We start from the raw sequence: 25905 nt of genomic DNA, 5'->3' as shown, positions 1-25905 counted from the left end.
TGGAGACGGCGCCGACAAAGGATCCGTGAGTACCCTTGCGCACACCATGATGACCGCCGCCCGCTCCACCGACTCCGGTCTGGCCGGCCCGGGCGAACTCGACCGCTACCCCTACGCCGAGGCCCCCGCCGCCGACCGCGTGGGAGCACCCGTCTGGGAGGGCGCGGACCCCGAGCTGGGCCGCGTGGGCCGACGTGCCGCGGGCAGCCGCGGGCGCGGCCTGCACGGCCAACTCGTCCAGCAGCTGGGCCAGATGATCGTCTCGGGTGACCTGGGCGCCGACCGGCCGCTGGTGCCCGAGGAGATCGGCCAGCGCTTCGAGGTCTCCCGCACCGTCGTCCGTGAGTCGCTCCGCGTCCTGGAGGCCAAGGGCCTGGTCAGCGCCCGACCGAACGTCGGCACGCGCGTGCGTCCCGTCAGTGACTGGAACCTCCTCGACCCGGACATCATCGAGTGGCGGGCCTTCGGTCCACAGCGTGACGACCAGCGGCGCGAGCTGAGCGAACTGCGCTGGACGATCGAGCCGCTCGCCGCCCGCCTCGCCGCCGGGCACGGGCGGGACGACGTGCAGCAGCGGCTGGGCGACATGGTCGAGATCATGGGACATGCCATGGCGCAGGGTGACGCGCTCACCTACTCCCGGGCCGACACGGAATTCCACACACTGCTCATCCAGGTCGCCGGCAACCGCATGCTGGAGCACCTCTCCGGGATCGTGTCGGCGGCCCTCCAGGTCTCCGGCGGCCCGGTCACGGGCTGTGACAGGCCGAACGAGGCGTCGCTGGCGCACCATGGCAGGATCGTCGACGCCCTTGCCGCGGGCGACGGCGGTGCGGCCGAGGTTGCCATGCGCCAGTTGCTCACCGTGCATCCCGAGGTGGAGCGCGTCGTACCGGCGCCGCGCGAGCACTGACCGCACACCGCGGGTGGTACGGCCCGGGGATGTCTCCCCTTCCGCGTCATCCGCGGCCTGCTTCCCGCTCTCCTTCCTCGGACCCCGCAGAAGCCCTACAGGTTCTGCGGGGTCCGACGGTGCGAAACGGCTTGGGGTGGATCGTGGCAGCCTGGGTACGCCTATAGGTGACCTCATCTGTCCGTGTCTGACCGTTTTTGAGCGCTTACGCGGTGTGACTCGGGCCACGAAGATTGGGCGTAACGCTTGTGGAAACAACGCGATGACCTAAGAGGTGACAGCCGAGGAGGGAATACGGACGCCGCTCAAGGCGCTGTGCATCTTCCCGGCCCCCGCCCGCACCGTCGGCCCACCCCCAGGCCGGTGGTCGGCTCCTGTCCGTCACGGACGGGGCCGGAAGCCGTTTTCCAACGTTCCGAGAGGTTGTTCGTGTCGGCCAGCACATCCCGTACGCTCCCGCCGGAGATCGCCGAGTCCGTCTCTGTCATGGCGCTCATTGAGCGGGGAAAGGCTGAGGGGCAGATCGCCGGCGACGATGTGCGTCGGGCCTTCGAAGCTGACCAGATTCCGGCCACTCAGTGGAAGAACGTACTGCGCAGCCTCAACCAGATCCTCGAGGAAGAGGGTGTGACGCTGATGGTCAGTGCCGCGGAGCCCAAGCGCACCCGAAAGAGCGTCGCAGCGAAGAGTCCGGCCAAGCGCACCGCCACCAAGACGGTCGCGGCGAAGACGGTGACCACCAGGAAGGCCACCGCCACCACCGCGCCTGCCCCGGCCGCGCCCGCTGTGGACGACCCCGCAGAGGAAGCCACCCCCGCCAAGAAGGCGGCTGTGAAGAAGACCACGGCCGCCAAGAAGGTGGCCGCGAAGAAGACCGTCGCCACCAAGAAGACCGCGGCGGCCGCCAAGAAGACCACTGCCAAGAAGGACGACGTCGAGCTGATCGAGGACGAGGTCCTCGAGGAAGCCCCCAAGGCCGGCGACGAGCCCGAGGGCACCGAGAACGCCGGCTTCGTACTGTCCGACGAGGACGAGGACGACGCGCCCGCCCAGCAGGTCGCCGCCGCCGGTGCCACCGCCGACCCGGTCAAGGACTACCTCAAGCAGATCGGCAAGGTCCCGCTGCTCAACGCCGAGCAGGAGGTCGAGCTCGCCAAGCGCATCGAGGCCGGTCTGTTCGCCGAGGACAAGCTGGCCAACGCCGACAAGCTCGCCCCGAAGCTCAAGCGCGAGCTGGAGATCATCGCCGAGGACGGCCGCCGCGCCAAGAACCACCTCCTGGAGGCCAACCTCCGTCTGGTGGTCTCCCTGGCCAAGCGCTACACCGGCCGCGGCATGCTCTTCCTGGACCTCATCCAGGAGGGCAACCTCGGTCTGATCCGCGCGGTCGAGAAGTTCGACTACACCAAGGGCTACAAGTTCTCCACGTATGCCACCTGGTGGATCCGTCAGGCGATCACCCGCGCCATGGCCGACCAGGCACGCACCATCCGTATTCCGGTGCACATGGTCGAGGTCATCAACAAGCTCGCGCGCGTGCAGCGCCAGATGCTCCAGGACCTGGGCCGCGAGCCCACCCCGGAGGAGCTGGCCAAGGAACTCGACATGACCCCCGAGAAGGTCATCGAGGTCCAGAAGTACGGCCGCGAGCCCATCTCGCTGCACACCCCGCTGGGCGAGGACGGCGACAGCGAGTTCGGTGACCTCATCGAGGACTCCGAGGCCGTCGTCCCGGCCGACGCCGTCAGCTTCACGCTCCTGCAGGAGCAGCTGCACTCGGTCCTCGACACCCTGTCCGAGCGCGAGGCGGGCGTCGTCTCGATGCGCTTCGGTCTCACCGACGGTCAGCCGAAGACCCTCGACGAGATCGGCAAGGTGTACGGCGTCACGCGCGAGCGCATCCGTCAGATCGAGTCGAAGACCATGTCGAAGCTGCGCCACCCGTCGCGTTCGCAGGTCCTGCGCGACTACCTCGACTAGACCAGGTCGTACGACCAGGTCGTGATCGTACGCCGAAGGCCCGGCCTCCCTAGGAGCCGGGCCTTCGGCGTGGGTGCGCGGGTGCGGGGCGCCGCGCACTGAATCACTCTGGGTGTTCATCGGTCACTTCGGAGTGAGGAGTGTGTATGCGTCGTCGCTTTGTCCGGGCGGTGGCCCGGCCGTTGGCTCTTGTGGCCGCGGTGGTGGCCATACCGTTGCTGTCCGCCGCGCCTGCGGCCTCCGACGTCGTTCTGGGGGGATTTCCCATCGAGGCCGCACAGAGCCCTTGGACGGTCGCGCTGGCCAGCCGTGACCGGTTCGGGCGTATGCGGTCGGGACACTTCTGCGGCGGTGTGGTGGTGGGCCCCACCATGGTGCTCACGGCGGCCCACTGCATGGCCGAGGACGTCCTGGGAGCGTCGCCGCACCAGGCACGCGACCTCACGGTCATCGCGGGCCGCACAGACCTCTACTCGGAACTGGGCCGGGAGATCGCCGTACAGGAGATCTGGGTGAACCCCGCCTACGACAGTGTCAGCAACGCCGGCGACTTCGCCGTGCTCACCCTTGCCGAGCCCATGCCGGCGGCATCGGTCATCGGCCTGGCCGGCGCGGGCGACGCCGCGTACGAGCCCGGAACGGCCGCCGTGATCACCGGCTGGGGCGACACGACGGGGTTCGGGGCCTATCCCCACCGGCTGCGGGCCGCTCGCGTCCATGTGCTGGCCGACGAGCTCTGTGAGCGGGCTTACCCCGGCTCCTCCGACGGCACGTATCGCTCCGGGAGCATGGTGTGCGCGGGAGAGGCGCGAGGCGGGCCGGACGCCTGCCAGGGGGACAGCGGGGGGCCGCTGGTGGCACAGGGCCGTCTGATCGGACTCGTGTCGTGGGGCAGCGGCTGTGGACGGCCGGGAAGCCCAGGGGTCTACACGCGCGTCTCGGACGTCATCCGGACGTTGAGCCGGCCCGCCGCCCCGCAAGGGGCGAGCGCGGCCCCCTGAGGGCGTTCGAGCGGCTCTCCCCACCGTGAATGGGGCTCTGCGGACCCTGAAGCCACGAGAACGGGCGGCGGCCCCTGTTTCCAGGGGCCGCCGCCCGCACCGGCCTGTGCCGGTTCTGGCTCGTCGTGGACGCGCAGGATCAGCGCTCTTCTTCGGAGGCGGTTGCGGGAACGGTCGTCAGCCGCTCCGTCTCGTCCTGTATCTCAGCGGCGATCTTCTTGAGTTCCGGCTCGAACTTGCGGCCGTGGTGGGCGCAGAAGAGCAGTTCTCCACCGCTGAGCAAGACGACGCGCACGTACGCCTGTGCGCCGCAGCGGTCGCAGCGGTCAGCGGCCGTCATCGGGCTCGCGGGGGTCAGAACAGTAGTCACGTCGCCTCTTCTCTAGCTCGACGAGCTGTCGTACCAGGGTCAACATCCAACCAGCCCCAAAACGTTCCCGCTCGTGGCGTCTCCTCGAAAAAAATCTTCGAGGTGGCCGTCTGCTGCCGGTTTGGCGGCGAATGTGCCGTATTGCGTGTCTGTGGTGCTTACGGTTTCGCGCTGTCGGTCATGATCCGGTCCTCCCGGCTGGATTGCCGGTTTGTTCATGAGGACGTGCCCGGAGCCTAAATGGTTCATGCCTCGAAGGGAACGTGATATGTACTTCACTCCAACGAGGGATCGAACACCCATGCGACCCTGGACTAGTGTGAGTTCCATACGAGGGTGGCGTTACAACGGCTCTACCAGGCCTCGGTACCCTCTTGGCGGCTAACGAAGCCGCGCCCTTACCCAGAAGGGCCCCACCTGAAATTCAGCGAGGAGCGAACCGCGTGACCGCCGAGACGTCCGTGCCGTCCACAGCGCTGCTGGCAGGAGCAGACCGGGACGGTTCCAACTACACCGCGCGGCACCTGCTCGTCCTCGAGGGGCTCGAGGCCGTGCGGAAGCGCCCGGGTATGTACATCGGCTCGACCGACAGCCGTGGTCTGATGCACTGCCTGTGGGAGATCATCGACAACTCGGTCGACGAAGCCCTCGGGGGCTACTGCGACCACATCGAGGTGATCCTCCACGACGACGCCTCGGTCGAGGTGCGCGACAACGGCCGGGGCATCCCGGTCGACGTCGAGCCCAAGACCGGCCTCTCCGGCGTCGAGGTGGTCATGACCAAACTGCACGCCGGCGGCAAGTTCGGAGGCGGCTCCTACGCCGCCTCCGGCGGTCTGCACGGTGTCGGCGCATCTGTCGTGAACGCCCTCTCGGCCCGCCTCGACGTCGAGGTGGACCGCAGCGGCCACACGCACGCGATCAGCTTCCGGCGCGGTGTGCCGGGCGCCTTCGCCGCGGACGGGCCCGAAGCCAAGTTCGAGGCCAAGGGGGGCCTGCGCAAGACCAAGAAGATCGCCAGGGCCCGTACCGGCACGCGTGTGCGTTACTGGGCCGACCGCCAGATCTTCCTCAAGGACGCCAAACTCTCCCTCGAGAACCTCCACCAGCGCGCCCGTCAGACCGCGTTCCTGGTGCCCGGCCTGACCATCGTCGTCCGCGACGAGTTCGGCCTGGGTGAGGGCGGCAGCAAGGGCGAGGAGTCCTTCCGCTTCGACGGCGGCATCAGCGAGTTCTGCGAGTACCTGGCCACGGACAAGGCCGTCTGCGACGTCCTCCGTTTCTCCGGGCAGGGCACCTTCAAGGAGACCGTCCCGGTCCTCGACGAGCACGGGCAGATGACCCCCACCCAGGTCACCCGCGAGCTGGACGTCGACGTCGCGATGCGGTGGGGCACGGGCTACGACACCACCCTGAAGTCGTTCGTGAACATCATCGCCACCCCCAAGGGCGGCACTCACGTCGCCGGCTTCGAACAGGCCGTGGCCAGCACGATGAACGAGGTCCTGCGCGCCAAGAAGCTGCTGCGTGTCGCCGAGGACGACATCGTCAAGGACGACGCCCTGGAGGGCCTGACCGCGGTGGTCACCGTCCGCCTCGCCGAGCCCCAGTTCGAGGGCCAGACCAAGGAGGTCCTCGGCACGTCGGCGGCCCGGCGCATCGTGAACACCGTGATCTCCAAGGAGCTCAAGGCGTTCCTGACCTCCCCCAAGCGTGATGCCGCGGCCCAGGCCCGGGTGGTCATGGAGAAGGCGGTCGCCGCCGCCCGCACGCGTATCGCGGCCCGCCAGCACAAGGACGCGCAGCGCCGGAAGACGGCCCTGGAGTCCTCCTCGCTGCCGGCCAAGCTCGCCGACTGCCGCAGCGACGACGTCGACCGCAGCGAACTCTTCATCGTCGAGGGCGACTCCGCGCTCGGTACGGCGAAGCTGGCCCGGAACTCCGAGTTCCAGGCGCTGCTGCCGATCCGCGGCAAGATCCTCAACGTGCAGAAGTCGTCCGTGACCGACATGCTGAAGAACGCCGAGTGCGGCGCGATCATCCAGGTCATAGGAGCCGGCTCCGGGCGGACCTTCGACATCGACGCGGCCCGCTACGGCAAGATCATCATGATGACCGACGCCGATGTGGACGGCTCCCACATCCGGACCCTGCTGCTGACCCTGTTCCACCGCTACATGCGGCCCATGGTCGAGTCCGGCCGAGTGTTCGCCGCGGTGCCGCCGCTGCACCGCATCGAACTCGTCCAGCCCAAGCGGGGCCAGGACAAGTACGTGTACACCTACTCCGACCGCGAGCTGCGGGACAAGCTCATGGAGTTCCAGAGCAAGGGCGTCCGGTACAAGGACTCCATCCAGCGCTACAAGGGTCTCGGCGAGATGGACGCCGACCAGCTGGCCGAGACGACGATGGACCCGCGCCACCGCACCCTGCGCCGCATCAACCTCACCGACCTGGAGGCCGCTGAGCAGGTGTTCGACCTGCTCATGGGCAACGACGTGGCGCCGCGCAAGGAGTTCATCTCCAGCTCGGCGGCGACGCTGGACCGGTCGCGCATCGACGCTTAGCGACTGCGCACGGGGGTTCGGTTCCGGACGGAATCGAGCCCCCGTCGGCTTGCCACCAGTTGGGGCGCCGGACGGGGCTCTCCACCCGTGGGTGGAGTTGCCGGGCCGCCGGAATCCACCCATGATCCACCCTGGCTCCGATCCCCTGACCTGCGCGATTCCGTAGCGTCGAAGGCGTCGGCAGCGCTCGCTGCCGGCATCCTCTCCCCGCACACGGAGGCTGTGATGTCCGGGCTGGTCAACGTGCTGGTGATCGCGGCCGTGGTCGTGCTGGTGCTCGTGCGGCAGTTCCGAGCGAGCCGACTCGACACGGACCGTCGGTGGTGGGTCCTGCCGGGAATCCTGGCCGTCATGGCACTGCGGGAGCCCGACCTGCTCGACACTCATCACCACACCGAGTCGGCCCTGCTCCTGGGCGCCGAACTGCTCGTCGGCCTGGCCATGGGAGCCGGCTGGGCCTGGACCACCCGTATATGGGTGGAGCCGGACGGCGCGGTATGGAGCAAGAGCACCAAGGCCGGCGTGGCCGTGTGGATCGTCGGCATCGGTCTGCGCGTGAGCCTCTACGCCTTCGGCGCGATGCTGGGCGTCCAGCAGGGCAGCTCCGCCCTGATGCTGGCGCTGGCGGGCACCCTGCTCGTCCGCTCCGGGATCCTGACGTGGCGCGCGCAGACGCTCGACCGAACTCCCGAGTACGGCACGGCATACGGTGAGCAGGCCCGGTCGGCGTGGAAGGAGCGCGTGTGACGAAGAACGCCTGGACACAATGGCCCTCCCGGGAGGCGTTGGGCCGCAGGGAGACCTCGCGGACCAGGCGGCTGCTGGCCTGGGGCATCCGGTCACTGCTCTTCGGCGCGCTGTTGTGGAGCGCCTTCCAGGACAGCCGCATCCACGGATGGGTCGCGGTCGCCGGGATCGGCGGGATCCTTGTGGCAGGCGCGTTGGCCTGGGGTTTCTTCCAGACGACGCTCGAGCACCGGCTGTGGCCCTCTCTGGCCGTCATCGCGCTGCTGCTCGGGCTCGCGGCCGGGTCCCAGGCCGCCGGATTCGACGTCCCTGCCGTCGCCCTCTGGTGCGGGTGCGCCATCGCCGCGCTGGAGCGGCTGCCTCTTGGGGCCGCCCTGCCCGTGGCGTCTGTCGGGCTCGCCGCCTTCGCCGCGGTCAACGGCGACGGGGTGAACACGGCCGTCACCATCGGGGGAATGATCCTCGCCGGATACGCACTGCGCCTGGACGCCGAGGCCAGAGGCAACGCCCAGCGGCTGCTCGCCCAGGAGCGGGCCGCGCGGGCCGCCGAGGCGGAGTCGGCCGCGCTCGCGGAGCGGGCCCGTATCGCCCGGGAGATCCATGACGTGCTGGCCCACAGCCTCTCGGCGCAGCTTGTGCACCTGGAGGCGGCGAGACTGCTGATCGAGAGAGGCGCGGACCGCGAACAGATCCTCGAACGGGTGGTGGCGGCCCGGGGAATGGCCCGCGACGGCCTCGACGAGACCCGGCAGGCGCTGTCCGCCCTGCGCGGCGATATGACCCCGCTCGAGGACTTCCTGACCGACCTCGTGCGCGCGGCCGACGGCGCCGAGGTCACCGTGGGAGGTGAGCGCAGAGCGCTGCCGGCCGAGGCGTCGCAGGCCGTGCGTAGAGTCGCACAGGAGGCTCTGACGAACGCCCGCAAACACGCTCCGGGTGCGAAGGTCCGCGTGCGGCTGGAGTACGGCCCACATGAAGTGACCCTCGATGTGAGGGACTCGGGTGGCTCTCCTGGTGAACTCGCCGAGGCGGGTGGCGGGTACGGTCTGCTCGGTATGCGGGAGCGCGCCGAGCTGCTGGGCGGGTCGTTGGACGCCGGGCCGGACGAGGAAGGGTTCGTGGTGACGCTGAAGGTGCCGGTATGACGGAGGAGGCAGGGGGGAAGCCGGCCCGGGTGCTGGTCGCGGACGACCAGACCGTCGTCCGGGAAGGCATCGTGATGCTGCTCGGGCTGCTGCCGGGAGTCGAGGTCGTGGGGGCGGCCGGGGACGGTGACGAAGCGGTACGGCTCGTCGCCGAACTGGCCCCGGACGTGGTGTTGATGGACCTGCGCATGCCGCGCTGCGACGGAGTGGAGGCGACCCGGCGCATCCGGGCCGAGCACCCCGGCACGCAGGTCGTGGTGCTCACGACGTATGCGGACGACGAGTCCCTGTTCCCGGCGCTGCGAGCGGGGGCGCGGGGATATCTCACCAAGGACGCCGACGGGGACGAGATCGTGCGGGCCGTGCAGAGCGTCCTGTCCGGGGACGCTGGGCTGTCGCCGAGCGTTCAGCGGCGGTTGCTGGAGCGCCTGTCGGCACCCGAGCCGGAGCCGGCCGCGTCCGCGGCTCCACCGGACGGCCTGACCGCACGGGAGACGGAGGTGCTGATGCTGATCGCCGAGGGACTCAGCAACCAGGAAATCGCCCGTCGACTCCAGGTGTCCACGGCGACGGTGAAGACCCACATCAACAACATGTTCACCAAGACAGGGCTGAAGGACCGTGCGCAGGCGGTGCGTTACGCGTACGGAAAGGGGCTGGTACGGCCACCGACGGGAGGAATGGGTCATTCATCACCTGATGGGGTGAAGTAGACGGGGAAGAAGAGTCAGGGATCTTCCCGTTCTGTCCATCCTTGGGCATGCAGTCAAGTAACGGTGGTGCCCGCGGCGGCGGGGACGGTCCTGAGAGATCGGGCGAGCTTCGCGCGGGCCGGGGCGCGGAGTACGCCGAGGTGCCCGGAGAGGTGCGCTACGAGGACCCGTGGCACGACGCGCTCGCGTCGGGCTGGGGTGAGCCCGGTACTCCGGGACCGCCCATGGCCGAGGTGCCCGCCGCCCGTCGGGAGGGGCAGGACGGGGCCACGGCGGCGGCCCAGGTCTACCTCGAGGTGCAGCGCAGCGCGGCTTTCCAGGAGGTGCGCAGTCGTTACCGACGGTTCGTCGGGCCGGCGGTCGCGGGCTTCTTCCTCTGGTACGTGGGGTATGTCGTGGCCGCGACGTCCGCGCCCGGATTCATGGCGCGACCGGTGGTGGGCGCGGTGAACGTGGCGTTGCTCGCGGGGCTCGGCCAGTTCCTCAGCACGTTCCTGCTCACCTGGGCCTACGCCCGGCACGCACGCCTGCGTCGGGACCGGGCGGCGCTCGAACTGCGCTGGGACACCCAGGAGCTGACGCGTGGCGCTGGGGGCGGTGTCTCGTGAACGGCCATCACCAGACTTTGTCCCTGCTGCTGTTCAGCGCATTCGTCGCGGTCACGTTGGGGATCACGACCTGGGTGAGCCGTGACCGGCAAGGGTCGGAGGAGGAGTTCTACGCCGGAGGACGGCTGTTCTCCCCGATGGAGAATGGCTTTGCCATCGCGGGCGACTACATGTCGGCCGCCTCCTTCCTCGGCGTCTCAGGGCTCATCGCGCTCTTCGGCTACGACGGGCTGCTGTACGGGGTCGGCTTTCTCGTGGCCTGGCTGGTGGTGTTGTTCCTCGTCGCCGAATTGGTGCGCAACTGCGGACGGTTCACGCTCGCCGACGTGGTCGCGGCGCGGATGAGGGAGCGGCCGGTGCGGATCGCGGCGGGAACCTCCTCGGTCACCGTGTCCGTTCTCTACCTGGTGCCGCAGATGGTGGGCGCGGGCAGCCTGGTGGCGCTGCTGCTCGGGAACACCGGCGAGGCGGCGCAGACGTGGGCCGTCATCGGGGTGGGAGCGCTCATGGTGATCTACGTGTCGCTGGGAGGGATGCGGGCCACCACATGGATCCAGATCGTCAAGGCGGTTCTCCTGCTCTGCGGCACAGTGGTGCTCACGGTGCTCGTCCTGGTGCGCTTCCACGGTGACTTCGACCGGCTGCTGCTGACCGCGGCCGAGCGCAGCGGACACGGTGCCGCGTTCCTGGCGCCCGGACTGAAGTACGGCGGGGACTGGACCGCCCGCCTCGACTTCATGAGCCTGGCGCTGGCGCTCGTGCTGGGTACGGCCGGGCTGCCGCACATCCTGTCCCGCTTCTACACCGTGCCGACCGCGCGGGCCGCCCGGCGGTCCACCGTCTGGTCGATCGGGCTCATCGGCGGCTTTTACCTGATGACGATCGTCCTCGGTTTCGGTGCCGCGGCGATCGTCGGCCCGGAGACCCTGCGCGGTTCGAACGCGGCCGGGAACACGGCGGTTCCGTTGTTGGCGCTCGACCTCGGCGGCGGAGCCGACTCCACGGGCGGCACCGTTCTGTTCGCGATCGTGGCGGCGATCGCCTTTGCCACGATCCTCGCGGTCGTCGCCGGCATCACACTCGCCTCCTCGGCGTCGGTGGCGCACGACCTGTACGCCTCGTTGCGCCGGAGGCAGGGGAAACCCGGCAGTGAGGTGGCGGTGGCGCGGATCGCCGCCGTCGGTATCGGCGTGGTCGCGATCGCCCTCGGGCTGCTGGCCCGCGATCTCAATGTCGCCTTCCTGGTGGGACTGGCGTTCGCCGTCGCGGCGTCCGCGAATCTGCCGGTCCTGCTGTACTCGCTGTTCTGGCGGAGCTTCACCACACGGGGGGCGGTGTGGGCCGTCTACGGCGGGCTGGTGCCGGCGCTGGCGCTCGTGGCGCTGTCGCCGGTGGTGTCGGGCAGCCCCGAGTCGCTCTTTCCGGGCGTGGACTTCCAGTACTTCGCGCTGCAGAACCCCGGTCTGATCTCGATCCCCCTGGGTTTCCTCGCGGGCTGGCTGGGCACGGTGACCTCGGCGGAGGACGCGGACGAGGCCAAGCACGCGGAGACCGAGGTGCGCTCGCTGACGGGGGCGGGGGCCGTTTAGCGCTCGGCGCCTTCACGGTCGTACGGCGTCGGCTTCACGGTCGTACGGCATCGGCCTTCACCGTCGTACGGCGTCGGTTGCCGACGGACGGCTAGGGCGTCACCCAGGCGTAGCGGTGTTCCGGGCGGCCGGTGTCGCCGTACTTGAGGGAGAGGCGCAGGCGGCCGGCCTGTTCCAGGTGGCGGAGGTAGCGCTGGGCGGTGGAGCGGCTCAGGCCGGTCTCGGCCGCCACCTCGTGGGCGGAGAGCGGGTGGTCGGCGCGGTGCAGGACGGCGCAGATCAGGTCTGTGGTCGGTTCCGAGTGGCCGGTCGGCAGACCGGGGGACGACGGCGCCGGGGTGGTGCGCAGTGCGCCGAAGATCCGGTCGACCTGTTCCTGGCCGGCGATGCCCCGGCCACCGACCCGGTCCACCGTGCGCCGCAGGGCGGCGTAGGAGTCGAGGCGGGTGCGCAGCGCGGCGAAGGTGAACGGTTTCACCAGGTAGTGCAGGGCGCCCAGGCGCATCGCGGTCTGCACGGTGCTGACGTCGCCGGCCGCCGTGATCATGATGACGTCGGTGCCGTGGCCCTGTTCCCGCATACGGTGGACGAGGTCGAGGCCCGTGCCGTCGGGCAGGTAGTGGTCGAGCAGGACCAGGTCGATGGTTCCGCGCTGCACGGCGGCCAGCGCCTGCGCGGCGCTGTGCGCGCGGGCGGCCACCCGGAAGCCGGGAACCTTTCCCACGTACTTGGCGTTTATCTCGGCGACGCGGAAGTCGTCGTCCACGACCAGGACGTCAATCATCGGGCCTCTCTCCGTCAAGGCCTTACGGGCATTACGCCCGTGTTTCGGCTCCGCTGTTGTAGCGCGCGCAAAACGAGCACAACAGCCTCTTGCAAGCAAAAGAAGCGCATGCGCTCACAAGGCTGATGCCGTGTCCCGGCTCACATCTACCGTCCCGGGGCATGAGCGCACACACCAGCCCCGCCATCGAGCTGCGGGGCGCGAGCAAGGTCTTCAGGACCCCGTCGGGGGGCCTGCACACAGCCGTCCGGGACCTCGACCTCACCGTCGGGCGCGGTGAGTTCGTGGCCGTCGTCGGGCCCACCGGCTGCGGCAAGTCGACCACACTGACGCTGGTCAGCGGCCTGGAAGAGCCCACCCGGGGCGATGTGCTGGTCGCCGGGCAGCCGGTGCGCGGCGTCGGCGACAAGGTCGGCTTCGTCTTCCAGCAGGACGCGACGTTCCCGTGGCGTACGGTCCTGTCCAACGTCATGGCGGGCCCCCGCTTCCGGGGCGTGCCCAAGGCGGAGGCGAAGCAGAAGGCGCGTGAGTGGCTGGCCCGGGTCGGGCTCGCCGCCTTCGAGGACCGCTATCCGCACCAGCTCTCCGGTGGCCAGCGCAAACGCGTGGCCCTCGCCGCCACCTTCGTCAACGACCCCGAGATCCTGCTCATGGACGAGCCGTTCTCGGCGCTCGACGTGCAGACCCGGGCGCTGATGTCGGACGAGCTCCTGGAGCTGTGGGAGGGCACGGGCGCCTCGGTCGTCTTCGTCACCCACGACCTGGAGGAGTCCATCGCGCTGGCCGACAAGGTCGTGGTCATGACCGCGGGCCCCGCCACGGTGAAGCAGGTCTTCGACATCGACCTGCCGCGGCCGCGCAAGGTCGAGTCGGTGCGTCTGGAGCCGCGGTTCATCGAGATCTACCGCGAGATCTGGTCGTCCCTCGGCGAAGAGGTCCGCATCACCCGCGAAAGAGGTGCCGCCCATGTCGCCTGACGTCCTCAGCACACCCGTCGTCGACACGGCCAAGGCGCCGGACCGCGCGCACTCACGCGCGCGTGCCGCCCGCAGACGCAAGATCGTCGTCGGGGCCTCCCGCGTCCTCCTGCTGGTGGCCGTCCTCGCCCTGTGGGAAGTGCTCTCCCGGGCCAAGGTCATCGACCCGTTCAACTTCTCGATGCCCTCCAAGATCTGGGACCAGATCTGGACCTGGATCACGCACGGGACGTCGCTCGGCTCCCTGGGCGAGCAGATCTGGTACACGCTCTACGAGGCACTGCTCGGCTGGGTCATCGGTGTGATCGCCGGTGTCGTGTGCGGTATCGCGCTCGGGCGGATCGCCTTCCTGGCCGATGTCCTTGGTCCATACATCAAGGTGCTCAACTCGATACCCCGTATCGTCCTGGCGCCGATCTTCGTGATCTGGTTCGGACTCGGCCCCGCGTCCAAGGTCGCCTCGGCCGTCGTCCTGGTGTTCTTCCCGGTCTTCTTCAACGCCTTCCAGGGCGCTCGCGAGGTCGACCGCAACCTCGTCGCCAACGCCCGCATCCTGGGAGCGAGCGACCGCAGGGTGACGCTTCAGGTCGTCGTCCCGTCGGCCACCTCCTGGATCTTCACCAGCCTGCACGTCAGCTTCGGCTTCGCCCTCATCGGCGCCATCGTCGGTGAGTACATCGGCGCCACCAAGGGCATCGGCCTGCTCGTCGCGCAATCCCAGGGCACCTTCAACGCGGCCGGCGTGTACGCGGCGATGGTCATCCTCGCCGCCGTCGCCCTCGTCGCCGAGGGCCTGCTGACCTTCGCCGAGCGCCGCATCTTCCGCTGGAGGCCCTCGGGCTCCGAGAGCTGACCCGCGCCGCTTTCCCCTCCCCCCGCACCACCCCTCTCACAAGGACGTGAACCCGTCATGCGCTTCTCCGCCAGACACACAGCCCTCGCCGCCGTCGGCCTGCTCGCCCTCTCCTCACTCACCGCCTGTGCCAACGACGCGGCGAGCACCACGTCCACCGGCTCCGGCGGGGACGGAAAGGGGACGAAGGTCAAGATCATGGTCGGTGGCCTGGACAAGGTCATCTACCTGCCCGCGATGCTCACCCAGCGGCTCGGCTACTTCGACGCCGAGGGCCTCGACGTCGAGATGCTGAGCGAGCCGGCCGGCGTGCAGGCCGAGACGGCGCTCGTCTCCGGCCAGGTCCAGGGCGCCGTCGGCTTCTACGACCACACCCTCGACCTGCAGGTGAAGGGCAAGGCGGTCGAGTCCGTCGTGCAGTTCTCGCAGGCGCCCGGCGAGGTGGAGGTCGTCTCCACCAAGGCGGAGGGCGACATCACCTCGCCCAAGGACTTCAAGGGCAAGAAGCTCGGTGTCACCGGACTCGGCGCCTCGACCGACTTCCTCACCAAGTACCTCGCCGTCAAGAACGGCGTGAAGGTCAGCGAGTTCACTCCGGTCGCCGTCGGCGCGGGCCCGACCTTCATCTCGGCGCTCGAGAAGGGCGCGATCGACGCGGGCATGACGACCGACCCGACCGTCGCGAACATTCTGGACAAGAAGGCCGGCAAGGTCCTCATCGACATGCGCACCCCGCAGGGCTCGGAGGAGGCGCTCGGCGGGCCGTACCCGTCGTCAAGCCTGTACATGCAGACGGACTGGGTCAACAGTCACAAGGACACCGTCCAGAAGTTGGCCAATGCATTCGTCAAGACGCTCAAGTGGATGTCCACCCACAGCGCCAGCGAGATCGCCGACAAGATGCCGGCCGACTACTCGCAGGGCAACAAGACGCTGTACGCGGTGGCCATCAAGAGCACGCTGCCGATGTTCACCAGGGACGGCGTGATGCCGAAGGACGGCCCCGAGACCGTCGAGAAGGTCCTCAAGGCGTTCAACCCGAACATCCAGAACGCCGACGTCGACCTGAGCAAGACCTACACGACGGAGTTCGTCGAGAAGGCCGCCGGCTGACGGTCGGACCGTGCCGTGCCCTCAGGCGCGGGTCGCCCACACATAACGGTGTTCCGGGCGGCCCGCGTCGCCGTACTTCAGGGTCAGCCGGGCCCGCCCCGTGCGCTCCAGAAGCTTCAGATAGCGCTGGGCGGTCTGGCGGCTCACCCCCGTCCGGTCGGCGATCTCCTGGGCCGACAGGGGTCCTTCGGCGCTCATCAGGGACTGGCGGACCAGTTCGGCGGTGGTGGGGGAGTGCCCCTTGGGCAGCCCGGACTCCGACGGGGTGGACAGCGCGCCGAAGATACGGTCGACGTCGGCCTGTTCGGCCTCGCCGCCGCTGTCGAGCGTGCGGCGCAGCTCGGCGTACGCCTCCAGCTTGGCGCGCAGACCGGCGAAGTTGAACGGCTTCACCAGGTACTGGAGGGCGCCCTGCCGCATCGCGGCCTGCACCGTCGAGACGTCCCGCGCCGCCGTCACCATGATCACGTCGGTCTGGTGGCCGCGTCGGCGCATCTCCTGGACGACCTCCAGGCCCGTCTCGTCGGGCAGGTAGTGGTCCAGCAGCACCAGGTCCGGACGAGGCGGCAGCTCCAGCCGGCGCAGCGCCTCGGCCGCGTTGTGGGCCTCGCCGGCGACGTGGAAGCCGGGCACCTTCTCGACGTAGGCGGCGTTGACCTGGGCGACCCTGGTGTCGTCGTCCACGACCAGGACCTCGATCATCGCGTCTCCTCCTCGGCAGTGCCCTGCGCCGGTGCGGCCAGGGCGGGTTCCAGGTCGGGGCCGGCCAGTGCCTCGGGCAGGACGACGGTGAACTCGGCGCCCCCGTCGGCCGCCTCGCCGACGGTGGCGCTGCCGCCCTGCCGCTCGGCGAGTCTGCGGACCAGCGAGAGTCCGATGCCGCGCTGCCCGTGCGCGGGTGGCTTCTTCGTCGACCAGCCCTCGGTGAAGACCAGTTCGCGCTGCTCGGCGGGGATTCCGGGTCCTGTGTCCCGTACCCGCAGGACGGCGGTGCGCCCCTCGGCGCGCAGTTCGACCTCCACGCGCGCGTGCGGTGTGCCGGCGACGGCGTCGAGCGCGTTGTCCACCAGATTGCCGACGACCGTGACCAGCCCGCGCGGATCGACCAGGCGGTCCGGGAGCCGGGTGCCGTCCGAGACCCAGAGAGCCACGCCGCGCTCGGCCGCGACGGTCGCCTTGCCGACCAGCAGGGCGGCGAGCAGCGGGTCCTCGATCTTCTCGGTCACCTGCTCGGCGGTGGCCCGGTGGTCGCCGACCACCTCCCCGACGAAGTCGACGGCGTCGTCGTACATCTCCAGTTCGAGCAGGCCGAGGAGCGTGTGCATGCGGTTGGCGTGCTCGTGGTCCTGGGCGCGCAGCGCGTCGATGAGACCGCGCGTGGAGTCCAGTTCCCGGCCCAGCTGCTCCAGTTCGGTGCGGTCGCGCAGGGTGGCCACGGCGCCGCCGTCGTCGGTGGGCATGCGGTTGACGACCAGGACGCGCTGTCCGCGTACGGCGATCAGGTCGGTGCCGGTCACCCGGCCGGCCAGCACGTCCGCCGTACGCCCCTCGCCGAGCGCCTCGTCGGGCGAGCGGCCCACCACCTCGTCGCCGATGCCCAGGAGCCGCTGGGCCTCGTCGTTGAGCAGCCGGACCCTGCCGGTCCGGTCCAGCGCGACGACGCCCTCCCGGATACCGTGCAGCATCGCCTCGCGCTCCGCGAGCAGCGCCGAGATGTCGGAGAAGGCGAGATCACGGGTCTGCCGCTGGACCCGGCGGGAGATCAGCCAGGCGGCCAGCGCGCCCACCGCGAGCGCGCCGCCCGCGTACGCGAACAGGCCGGGGATCGCGTGGATCAGACGGGCCCGCACGCTGTCGTACTCGATGCCGACCGAGACCGCCCCGATGATCTGGTCGTGGCTGTCGCGCAGGGGCACCTTGCCGCGGGCCGAGCGGCCCAGGGTGCCGCTGTCTATCTCCATGACGTCCTGGCCGGCCAGGGCCTTGTCCGGAGACGTCGAGACATGGCCGCCGATCTCCTTGGGCTCCGGGTGCGACCAGCGCGTGCCGTGGAGGTCCATGACGACGACGTACTCCGCGCCGCTGGCCTTGCGGATCCGCTCCGCCTCCCGCTGCACCGGCCCGTCGACCGAGGGCGGCGTGTTCTGCAGGTCCTCGGCGATCTGCGGCACCGCCGCCGTGGTCTGGGCGATGGCGAGGGCGCGGCGCATCGCCTGGTCGTCCAGCTGGTGGCTGAGCGGGGCGAGGAACAGCCCGGTCGCGAGCACCACGACTCCCGCGGCGATCGCCAGCTGCATCAACAGCACCTGCGAGAACATGCGCCTCGGCATGCCGAGGCGCAGGCGGCGGGCGGGGGAGGAGGGGCTCATACCCAAGACGGTACGTGGGCGGAACGGCGGAGCCGTAGGGGTGTGTGGTGTGGATCTCTTGACCGACTCAAGAGGAAACGGTTCGCCTCAAGAGGAAACGGTTCAGCCGGGCCCGCGCGGGGCGCGGTTCGGACCGTGGTCGCGGCCGTCTCAGCCGGCCACCGCCACCGCCAGTTCGTGCACCGCCACCACGTCCATCCGCGCGGGTGAACCGAGGACCGACGCTCCGCAGCTCTCCGCGCGGGGTGGCTGGGAGGCGCTCTGGGCCACGACGACCCGCCAGTGCCGTCCGTCGGTGTGCGCGACGGTCACCTCCCAGCGCGGTGCGCCGCCGGTGGTGAGGACGACGTCGAGGGCCTCCGCCCTGTCCTCGCCGGTCGCCGCTCGCACGGCCAGCTCCGCCGCCTGGCCGGGCCGCTCCCAGGCCGAGCGTCCACGACACCCGTCCACGACGACCCGCCCCTCCTGGACGCCGTGCAGGACCTCCTTGACGGTGTGGGCCTCGGCGCGGCCGTACACATAGCCGTGCGGCAGGACGAGGACCGTGGGGGAGAAGCGATGACCGCCCAGATGAGTGACCTCCCAGACACCCCGCACCCCCGAGGAGGCCAGTTCGGCGGCGAGCGGACGGCCCAGGAGGGCGCAGCAGCGGTCGCGCTTGCCGTTGGTGCAGACGAGGGCGAGCGGATCACCGGTGTGCGGTCCGCCCCGCAGCGCGGCGTCGAAGGTGCGGTGGTCGCCGCGGCCGAGTGCGGCGAAGTCGAGGTCGAGCAGCCGCCCGGGGTCGGTGGTCGTGGCGGTGCGCAGCCAGACGTTCCCCGGGGTGGTGTGGGCGGCGTACACGTGCCGTACCGGTGGTGGCATACCTGGGTCGGCGTGCCGGCCCGGGCGTCGGATGAGCGCGATGCGTACGCCCGTGTCCTGGGCGGCGGCCTCCAGGGCACGGCCCAGTACGGGGTCCAGGTGGCTCGAAGTGAGCGCCTTGGCACCCCAGGGACCGGGCTGCTCCAGCAGCAGCCAGGTCGAGGCGGTGGCCGCGGTTCCGGGCATGGGCTCGCCGAGATTCCGCGAGTCGGTCGCGCACGTACTCACAGAGGTGAGCCTAACCTGACTTGCACGCCCCACACCTCTCGAGGGGGCTTGTGGATCGCTGTGGGCTCCCCGGCTCCAGGCGTGTGCGCCGCCGTCGGCCGGGTTCCGTGCGGTGCTCCGGCCGCCGGGTGCGTCTCAGGTGGCCCGATCGGGGAGGCGCTGCGGCGGCTTCGGTCCCACGTAGTGCCCGCTGGGCCGCATCCGCAGGGGCCGCTCGCCGTACTCCTCGAGGGCGTGTGCGATCCACCCCGCCGTCCGGGCGACGGCGAAGATCGTCTCGCCCGCCGAGGGCTCCATGCCGAAGGAGGCGGTGAGAACGGCGAGCGCCAGGTCCACGTTGGCGTGCAGCGGGGCGCGACGGGCGGTCGTGGCCACGATGTCGCGGGCCGCGGCGAGGGCGGGCGCGGCCTCGGGGATCTCCTCCAGGAGGGCGAACAAAGCACGCGCGCGTGGGTCCTCGCCGGGGTAGAGCCGGTGGCCGAGGCCCGGGATGCGGCGGCCGGCCCGCAGCTCCTGGGCGATCACGGGGGCCGCGTCGCCCAGGTCGAGCACCTCCTCCAGCAGCCGGTGGGCGAGCCCGCTCGCGGCGCCGTGCAGGGGCCCCTCGATGACGCCGAGCCCGGCGGAGACGGCCGCGTAGGCGTGCGCGCGGGCCGAGGCGGCGACCCGCACCGCGAGTGTCGAGGCGGCCAGGTCGTGGTCGACGAGCAGGGCGAGCGCCGCGTCCAGAACCCGCAGCTGAACCTTCCCGGCGGGATGTCCGCTGAGCCGCCCCCACAGACGCTGCGCCAGGGAGCCCTCGTCGCGGTGGTCGGCCCGCTGGGGCGGCAGGGCGGCGACCAGGGTGGGGATCAGGATGCGCGCGGTGCCGAGTACGGCCTCCTCGGTCAGGTCGAACCGCAGGGGGTCGGCGATCGCGGCGGCGACGGCGGCGACCCGCAACCGGTCGATGGGGCCACTGTGTTCGGGCAGCGCGTCGACCGCGCGGCGGGCGGCCTCGACGGAGGAGGCCGGCGCGGTGAACGTGGTTCCGGGGCGCATCCGGCCGGTCCACAGCCACTCCGCGACCTCTTCGTACGAGTGCCGGGCGGCCAGTTCGGTCGCGTCGACGCCCCGGAAGTAGTACCGGTGCCCGTCGATGAACGTGAGGCGGGTGCGCACGGACAGCTCGCCCCCGGACCCCGGACTTCCGGCGCTCTCCCGTCTGTTGCGCCGCGCGAGCGCCTCGACCTCCTTGGCGTCGAGCGTGCTGCCCCGGCCGCCGGGCGCGCGCCTGCTGCTCAGCCGGCCACGGCTGACGTACGCGTACACGGTCTCGGGTTTCACGCCGAGCAGTTCGGCGGCCTCCTTGGTGCTCAGCCGTCGTTCCGCGTGGCCGGGGGCGGGTTCGTGCTCGCGCATGGGGGTCACCGTATCCGCAGGAAGGGGCTCTGCTGTCCGCTGGACCCTGGCCGGTGGACGGGCGGAGCACGCTGCCGCGCCATGTGCGGGCCGCTGCACGGCGCTGTGCTGGAGCCCGGCCGCCGACCGGCCGGGCTCCAGCTTCTGAGGGCGGTGATTCCGCCGCCGACCGGCCGGGCTCCTGCTGCTGGGTACGGTGATTCCCCCGGCGGCCGGCCGACCCGTCCTCGGGGCCGCGGTGCTCGGGCCCTGCCCACTCTGCGGCGGCCTGGGGGACGTACAAGGTCCGGCACCTCAGAAGGCGCCGGACCTGAGAGCGCGTGCGTCACCCCGATGCGTCGGCCTGCCGGTACGCAGCGCGCTCCACGGGGAGCCGGTCCGGAGGCAGGGACTTCCGGGTGCTCCCCATGCCGACGACGCCGGTGTTCACGGCGGTCGCACTGCCCGTCGTGCCGACGAGGGTCGCCATGTCAGAGCTCCGGGACATGGCATCGCTCAGGCTTCCGGGATATCGGCCTTTGCGCGGATGAGTGTCTCGCGGGTGATGACGACGATGCGTTCGTAGTCGGCGCGAGAGGCGTCGGCGGGAAGGTCGGGTTCCAGTGAATCCGTGGCGTCCGTACCGATGACGGCGAAATTCCCGTCGGCAAGTTCGAAGATATCGGGGCAATTCGCTCCACTTACGCTTCCCCGGGCGCGCGGAGATGCACCGATCCGACGGATGATCTGACTCACTGTTGTTTCCCTTGGTCCAATGGCTTGCGCACGACGACTGCGCGGTGCAAGGCGGGCCCTGTGGGGTGCGCTCGTCATCCGGCGGCGTAGGCGACGGTCTTGGTGGGGTCCTCTACGCGATCAAGCGCGAGTCAACTCCCTGGCACCCCACTCAACTCCCGACTTGACCTGTTCGTTATGGGCCGTGGGTGTGATTCGGCGGAAGGGGGTGTGCGGCGGGGAACGCGAGCCCTCGGTCGTCGGCGCGCCCGGAGGCGCCTCCGTGCGCCTATGTGCTCGGGGGCTCCCCGACCACCCACCATTCCTCGGTGTCCGACTCTTCGAGTTGCGTCAGGAGTTCGTCCACCATGCGCCCGAGTTCCGCCTCGTCCGAGCCGTCGGCAATGGTGGCCCGCTGATGCTTGGTGGCGTACCAGTACTCCCGTACGACGGGATTCTGCAGAATGCCCCGGATGTAACCGAAGAACTCTTCGCGGGAGATATTGCCGATCCGGTAATAAAAGAGCGCGTTCGTGTACAGGGCGTTGGCATAGATGTACTGACGCCGCTGCTTGGTGGACACCGGCGCTTCGAAGAGGTCCAGTACTTCCGCCAGTTCGGGGTCGTCGATGGCTTTGCTCAGCAGTTCCCAGTGCAGCCGCTGCTGGTTGGCCAGGTTGGTGTGCTTCTGGGAGTGGGCGGTCTGTTCCAGGCGCTCCAGCCGTATACGCAGTGCGTCCAGCGTGTGGCGCTGTGCCGCCATGGTGACGACGGCGCCCGCGGCCATACCGACGGCCGCCGCTGCGGCTGCACGCAGTCCGCGTACCCCAAACTTCCGTGTCGCCATGTCACATACCCCCGGTCGGGCGGCCGTGCGCCGGTCGTCGGGGTGCGGGTGGCGTGACGGGGACCGGCGAGCGGTGGGCGGCGCTTGCCGTCTCCCAGAGTGCCGAGCGGCTCTGATCGGCGGAGGAGGCGGAGGGGAGGCGCACGGAGGGAAGCGAGGGTCGCACGCCAGAGCGCCTTGCCAGACGTCTGCCCCGCAACTGCTGCTAACAATCGTTCACTTCGCGGTGATTCGGCCGGCTCGTATCCTGGGGCGCGTTCAGTCGTCGTCCGCGCTCCGGGGTCGTGAGCCGGAGTACGCGCAGGTGTCAGAGAGGTCGCACGGTGACGCAGAGCCGCGGTCCGCAGCAGATTCCGGTCGTCGTCCTCGCCGGATTCCTCGGCTCCGGAAAGACGACCCTCCTCAACCACCTCCTCCACCGCAGCGGAGGCAGCCGGATCGGCGCGATCGTCAACGACTTCGGTGCCATCGAGATCGACGCCATGGCCGTGGCCGGCGCACTCGGCGACTCGACCGTCTCCCTCGGCAACGGCTGTCTGTGCTGCGCCGTCGACACCAGCGAGCTGGACGTCTACCTCGAACGGCTGGCGCGTCCCGACGTCGGCCTCGATGTCGTCGTCATCGAGGCCAGCGGCCTCGCCGAACCCCAGGAGCTGGTGCGCATGGTCCTGGCCAGCGAGCACCCGGGGATCGTGTACGGCGGGCTCGTCGAGGTCGTCGACGCCGCCGAGTTCGCCGAGACCCGTACCAGGCACCCCGAGATCGACCGGCACCTCGCCCTCGCCGACCTGGTCGTGGTGAACAAGCTCGACCGAGCCGCCGACGGCGAGCGGGTCCTCGCGCTCGTCCGGTCGCTCGTCGACCGCGCCGCGGTCGTGCCCGCCTCCCACGGCCGGATCGACCCCGAGTTCCTCTTCGACTGCAAGCCGAGCGAGGAGCGCCTCGGGCAGCTGTCCTTCGACGACCTGTACGAGCACGACGGGCACTTTGCGCACGCCGACCACCTGCACACCGCCTACGACAGCTGCTCCTTCACCTCCGGAACCCCCATGGACCCACGTCGGTTGATGGCGTTCCTCGACAGCCGGCCCGAAGGTCTGTACAGGATCAAGGGATACGTCGACTTCGGCCCGCACGATCCCGCCAACCGGTACGCCGTGCACGCCGTCGGCCGTTTTCTGCGCTTCTACCCGGAACCCTGGGAAACCGCCCAGAACCGCCTCACCCAGCTCGTCCTCATCGGCTCCGACATCGACGCGGAAGGCCTCGGCAAGGAACTCCAGGCCTGCACGAGCGACGCCCCCCACGCCGACGAGCACGGCATGTGGGGCGTCCTGCGCTACGTACAGGATCCGGAAGACGCCATGGATCCCGGGGGAGTGACCGAGCCCTACTAGTGCCGCGGCAGGCAACGTTCACCCCGTCGCGACGCCCGGCACGCTCCCCCGGAGGGGGTGCCCCCCACTCGGGCGTCGACGCGGAGCGTCGGCAACCGACGACAACGCCGCAGATGGGCGTGCCAAGCCCCGCGTCTGCGGCATGATCCGCCGGACAGGCCCTAGACCGGCCCCGCCACCACGCCCACCGTCTTCGCCAGCGAGACGCCCGAGCCGTCGCGGCGCGGGTCGATCTCGGGGAGCTCGGCCGGCATGCCGTTCTTCTGCGCGGCCTTCGCCGGGACGGGGCCCGCCCAGGCGAAGGACAGGCAGTCCTCGCCCTTCAGGAACCGCTGGCAGCGCACCCCGCCGGTGGCGCGGCCCTTGCGCGGGTACTGGTCGAACGGGGTCAGCTTGGCCGTCGTCTGGACCGAGTCGTCCAGCGTGCCGCGCGAGCCCGCCACCGTGAAGACCACCGCGTCCGCGGCAGGGTCCACGGCCGTGAACGAGATCACCTTCGCGCCGTCGGCGAGCTTGACGCCCGTCATGCCGCCCGCCGGACGGCCCTGCGGGCGCACCTGCGCGGCCTGGTAGCGCAGCAGCTGGGCGTCGTCGGTGATGAAGACCAAATCCTCCTCACCGGTGCGCAGCTCGACCGCGCCGACGATCCGGTCACCCTCCTTGAGGGTGATGACCTCCAACTCGTCCTTGTTGGACGGGTAGTCGGGCACCACGCGCTTGACCACACCCTGTTCCGTGCCGAGCGCCAGACCCGGCGACGACTCGTCGAGCGTGGTCAGGCAGACCAGTGTCTCGTCGCCCTCCAGGGAGACGAACTCCGACAGTGGCGCACCGCCCGAGAGGTTCGGCGCCGACGCCGTGTCCGGGAGCTGCGGCAGGTCGACGACGTTGATCCGCAGCAGCCGTCCCGTCGAGGTGACCGCGCCGATCTCCCCGCGCGCGGTGGCGGGCACCGCCGAGATGATCACGTCGTGCTTGGCGCGCTTGCCGTCCTCGTCCTCGGCGAAGGGCTCGCCGTTCGCCGTGCGCGCCAGCAGGCCGGTGGAGGACAGCAGGACCCGGCAGGGGTCGTCCGCGACCTGCAGCGGGACGGTGGGGGCCGGGGAGCCCGAGGACTCCAGCAGGACCGTACGGCGCTCGGTGCCGAACTTCTTGGCCACCGCGGCCAGTTCGGCGGAGACCAGCTTGCGCAGCTCCGCGTCCGAGTCCAGGATCCGGGTCAGCTCCGCGATCTCCGCGTTGAGCCGCTCCTTCTCCGCCTCCAGTTCGATGCGGTCGAACTTGGTGAGGCGGCGCAGCGGCGTGTCGAGGATGTACTGGGTCTGGATCTCCGAGAGCGAGAAACGCTCCATCAGGCGCTGCTTCGCCTCCGCGCTGTTCTCGCTGGAGCGGATCAGCCGGATGACCTCGTCGATGTCGACGAGGGCGGTGAGCAGGCCCTCCACCAGGTGCAGCCGGTCGCGGCGCTTGCCGCGGCGGAACTCGCTGCGCCGGCGGACCACCGTGAAGCGGTGGTCCAGGTAGACCTCCAGAAGTTCCTTCAGGCCCAGCGTCAGCGGCTGGCCGTCGACCAGCGCCACGTTGTTGATGCCGAAGGACTCCTCCATGGGCGTCAGCTTGTACAGCTGCTCCAGGACCGCCTCCGGCACGAAGCCGTTCTTGATCTCGATGACCAGGCGCAGGCCGTGCGCGCGGTCGGTGAGGTCCTTGACGTCGGCGATGCCCTGGATCTTCTTCGAGCCGACCAGGTCCTTGATCTTGGCGATGACCTTCTCGGGGCCGACCGTGAAGGGCAGTTCGGTGATGACCAGGCCCTTGCGGCGGGCCGTCACGGTCTCCACCGACACCGTGGCGCGGATCTTGAAGGTGCCCCGGCCCGTCTCGTAGGCGTCCCGGATGCCGGAGAGGCCGACGATCCGGCCGCCGGTGGGCAGGTCGGGGCCCGGGACGTGCTTCATCAGGGCTTCCAGATCCGCGTTCGGGTAGCGGATCAGGTGGCGGGCGGCCGCGATGACCTCGCCCAGGTTGTGCGGCGGCATGTTCGTGGCCATACCGACGGCGATGCCCGACGCGCCGTTGACCAGCAGGTTCGGGAAGGCGGCCGGCAGCGCCACCGGCTCCTGCTCCTGGCCGTCGTAGTTCGGCGCGAAGTCGACGGTGTCCTCGTCGATCGACTCCGTCATCAGGCTCGTCGCCTCGGCCTGGCGGCACTCGGTGTACCGCATGGCGGCCGGCGGGTCGTCGTTGCCCAGGGAGCCGAAGTTGCCGTGGCCGTCGACGAGGGGCACGCGCATGGAGAAGGGCTGGGCCATGCGCACCAGGGCGTCGTAGATCGACGCGTCGCCGTGCGGGTGCAGCTTGCCCATGACCTCGCCGACCACGCGTGCGCACTTCACATAGCCGCGGTCGGGGCGCAGCCCCATCTCGTTCATCTGGTAGACGATGCGGCGGTGCACCGGCTTGAGGCCGTCGCGGGCGTCCGGCAGGGCTCGGGAGTAGATGACCGAGTACGCGTACTCGAGGAAGGAGCCCTGCATCTCGTCGACGACGTCGATGTCGAGGATCCGCTCCTCGTACGAGTCGTCGGGCGGCGGGGTCTTCGTGCTGCGGCGGGCCATCGCTGCCGGCTCCTTGCTGAAGCGTGTTGACGGGATCTGACGCGGTCCATTGTGGACCGTGGCACTGACAAGGCGGGCTCAGGACCCGGTACCGCCCACCGGACCCG

23 protein-coding genes are annotated in these 25905 nt (G+C 70.1%); 13 read left to right on the top strand and 10 right to left on the bottom strand.

Translation table 11 applies throughout. From position 1 onward, the window contains the following. Positions 1–25 precede the first annotated feature (25 nt). From ACIBVL_RS29655 to ACIBVL_RS29645, 3 genes are all read left to right on the top strand, one after another. On the top strand, positions 26–913 hold the full coding sequence (locus ACIBVL_RS29655) for a FadR/GntR family transcriptional regulator (protein ID WP_399101684.1): 888 nt from the start codon (positions 26–28) through the stop codon (positions 911–913). A gap of 429 nt (positions 914–1342) precedes the next feature. Continuing rightward, entirely contained in the window at positions 1343–2893 is a 1551-nt protein-coding gene (locus ACIBVL_RS29650; RefSeq protein ID WP_399101682.1) for an RNA polymerase sigma factor, read from the top strand. 146 nt (positions 2894–3039) lie between these two features. Next, positions 3040–3894 (top strand): S1 family serine peptidase, encoded by an 855-nt coding sequence (locus ACIBVL_RS29645; protein WP_399101680.1) that lies wholly within the window; start codon positions 3040–3042, stop codon positions 3892–3894. A 139-nt stretch (positions 3895–4033) separates the two neighbouring features. Here ACIBVL_RS29645 and ACIBVL_RS29640 read toward each other — a convergent pair whose 3' ends face one another. Beyond that, entirely contained in the window at positions 4034–4264 is a 231-nt protein-coding gene (locus ACIBVL_RS29640) for a hypothetical protein (RefSeq protein ID WP_399101678.1), read from the bottom strand. 443 nt (positions 4265–4707) lie between these two features. On the opposite strand from ACIBVL_RS29640, the gene ACIBVL_RS29635 reads away from it, so the two are divergent. From ACIBVL_RS29635 to ACIBVL_RS29610, 6 genes are all read left to right on the top strand, one after another. Further along, the gene (locus ACIBVL_RS29635) at positions 4708–6831 is read left to right on the top strand and encodes a type IIA DNA topoisomerase subunit B (protein WP_399101676.1); all 2124 of its coding nucleotides are present in this window, start codon (positions 4708–4710) and stop codon (positions 6829–6831) included. A 225-nt stretch (positions 6832–7056) separates the two neighbouring features. Then, positions 7057–7578, top strand: a complete 522-nt coding sequence (locus tag ACIBVL_RS29630) for a DUF1453 domain-containing protein (RefSeq protein ID WP_399101674.1) — start codon at positions 7057–7059, stop codon at positions 7576–7578. Continuing rightward, the gene (locus ACIBVL_RS29625; RefSeq protein WP_399101671.1) at positions 7575–8723 is read left to right on the top strand and encodes a sensor histidine kinase; all 1149 of its coding nucleotides are present in this window, start codon (positions 7575–7577) and stop codon (positions 8721–8723) included. The genes ACIBVL_RS29630 and ACIBVL_RS29625 overlap by 4 nt, the downstream gene beginning before the upstream one ends. Then, positions 8720–9436, top strand: coding sequence for a response regulator (locus ACIBVL_RS29620; protein WP_399101669.1), 717 nt, complete (start codon positions 8720–8722; stop codon positions 9434–9436). The genes ACIBVL_RS29625 and ACIBVL_RS29620 overlap by 4 nt, the downstream gene beginning before the upstream one ends. A gap of 47 nt (positions 9437–9483) precedes the next feature. Next, complete coding sequence (locus ACIBVL_RS29615; RefSeq protein WP_399101667.1) at positions 9484–10044, top strand: DUF485 domain-containing protein; 561 nt, start codon at positions 9484–9486, stop codon at positions 10042–10044. Continuing rightward, entirely contained in the window at positions 10041–11633 is a 1593-nt protein-coding gene (locus tag ACIBVL_RS29610; protein WP_399101665.1) for a cation acetate symporter, read from the top strand. Before ACIBVL_RS29615 ends, ACIBVL_RS29610 begins: the two co-directional genes overlap by 4 nt. Before the next feature lie 91 nt (positions 11634–11724). Here ACIBVL_RS29610 and ACIBVL_RS29605 read toward each other — a convergent pair whose 3' ends face one another. Beyond that, positions 11725–12417, bottom strand: a complete 693-nt coding sequence (locus ACIBVL_RS29605) for a response regulator (RefSeq protein ID WP_399101663.1) — start codon at positions 12415–12417, stop codon at positions 11725–11727. Positions 12418–12578: 161 nt separating this feature from the next. Here ACIBVL_RS29605 and ACIBVL_RS29600 point away from each other — a divergent pair, with 161 nt between their 5' ends. Genes ACIBVL_RS29600 through ACIBVL_RS29590 form a run of 3 tightly spaced genes read left to right on the top strand, consistent with a single transcriptional unit; the run spans position 12579 to position 15360 of the window. Beyond that, entirely contained in the window at positions 12579–13394 is an 816-nt protein-coding gene (locus ACIBVL_RS29600; RefSeq protein ID WP_399101661.1) for an ABC transporter ATP-binding protein, read from the top strand. Next, entirely contained in the window at positions 13384–14247 is an 864-nt protein-coding gene (locus ACIBVL_RS29595) for an ABC transporter permease (protein WP_399101659.1), read from the top strand. The genes ACIBVL_RS29600 and ACIBVL_RS29595 overlap by 11 nt, the downstream gene beginning before the upstream one ends. A gap of 57 nt (positions 14248–14304) precedes the next feature. After that, a complete protein-coding gene (locus ACIBVL_RS29590) occupies positions 14305–15360 on the top strand; it encodes an ABC transporter substrate-binding protein (RefSeq protein WP_399101657.1) in 1056 nt (351 codons plus the stop codon). Positions 15361–15381: 21 nt separating this feature from the next. Here ACIBVL_RS29590 and ACIBVL_RS29585 read toward each other — a convergent pair whose 3' ends face one another. The 7 genes from ACIBVL_RS29585 to ACIBVL_RS29555 form a co-directional block, all read right to left on the bottom strand. Beyond that, positions 15382–16062: a response regulator gene (locus tag ACIBVL_RS29585; RefSeq protein WP_399101655.1), complete on the bottom strand. Its 681-nt coding sequence runs from the start codon at positions 16060–16062 to the stop codon at positions 15382–15384. After that, on the bottom strand, positions 16059–17729 hold the full coding sequence (locus ACIBVL_RS29580; RefSeq protein ID WP_399101652.1) for an ATP-binding protein: 1671 nt from the start codon (positions 17727–17729) through the stop codon (positions 16059–16061). The genes ACIBVL_RS29585 and ACIBVL_RS29580 overlap by 4 nt, the downstream gene beginning before the upstream one ends. Positions 17730–17879: 150 nt before the next feature. Continuing rightward, positions 17880–18821, bottom strand: a complete 942-nt coding sequence (locus ACIBVL_RS29575; RefSeq protein WP_399101650.1) for a sucrase ferredoxin — start codon at positions 18819–18821, stop codon at positions 17880–17882. 135 nt (positions 18822–18956) lie between these two features. Continuing rightward, positions 18957–20222, bottom strand: coding sequence for a citrate synthase (locus tag ACIBVL_RS29570; protein ID WP_399101648.1), 1266 nt, complete (start codon positions 20220–20222; stop codon positions 18957–18959). A gap of 325 nt (positions 20223–20547) precedes the next feature. Next, the gene (locus ACIBVL_RS29565) at positions 20548–20691 is read right to left on the bottom strand and encodes a hypothetical protein (protein WP_399101646.1); all 144 of its coding nucleotides are present in this window, start codon (positions 20689–20691) and stop codon (positions 20548–20550) included. A gap of 26 nt (positions 20692–20717) precedes the next feature. After that, positions 20718–20957: a hypothetical protein gene (locus ACIBVL_RS29560; RefSeq protein ID WP_399101644.1), complete on the bottom strand. Its 240-nt coding sequence runs from the start codon at positions 20955–20957 to the stop codon at positions 20718–20720. 268 nt (positions 20958–21225) lie between these two features. Then, positions 21226–21783, bottom strand: coding sequence for a DUF6082 family protein (locus ACIBVL_RS29555; protein ID WP_399101642.1), 558 nt, complete (start codon positions 21781–21783; stop codon positions 21226–21228). A 323-nt stretch (positions 21784–22106) separates the two neighbouring features. On the opposite strand from ACIBVL_RS29555, the gene ACIBVL_RS29550 reads away from it, so the two are divergent. Continuing rightward, on the top strand, positions 22107–23180 hold the full coding sequence (locus ACIBVL_RS29550) for a CobW family GTP-binding protein (RefSeq protein ID WP_399101640.1): 1074 nt from the start codon (positions 22107–22109) through the stop codon (positions 23178–23180). 161 nt (positions 23181–23341) lie between these two features. Here ACIBVL_RS29550 and ACIBVL_RS29545 read toward each other — a convergent pair whose 3' ends face one another. After that, positions 23342–25798, bottom strand: a complete 2457-nt coding sequence (locus ACIBVL_RS29545) for a DNA topoisomerase (ATP-hydrolyzing) subunit A (protein WP_399101639.1) — start codon at positions 25796–25798, stop codon at positions 23342–23344. Positions 25799–25905: the final 107 nt, after the last annotated feature.

This window comes from Streptomyces sp. NPDC049687 (assembly GCF_044465285.1).
In the GTDB taxonomy this organism is placed as follows: domain Bacteria; phylum Actinomycetota; class Actinomycetes; order Streptomycetales; family Streptomycetaceae; genus Streptomyces.
The sequence above is the reverse complement of the archived record's forward strand: the minus strand, read 5'-3'. Positions and strand labels throughout refer to the sequence as shown.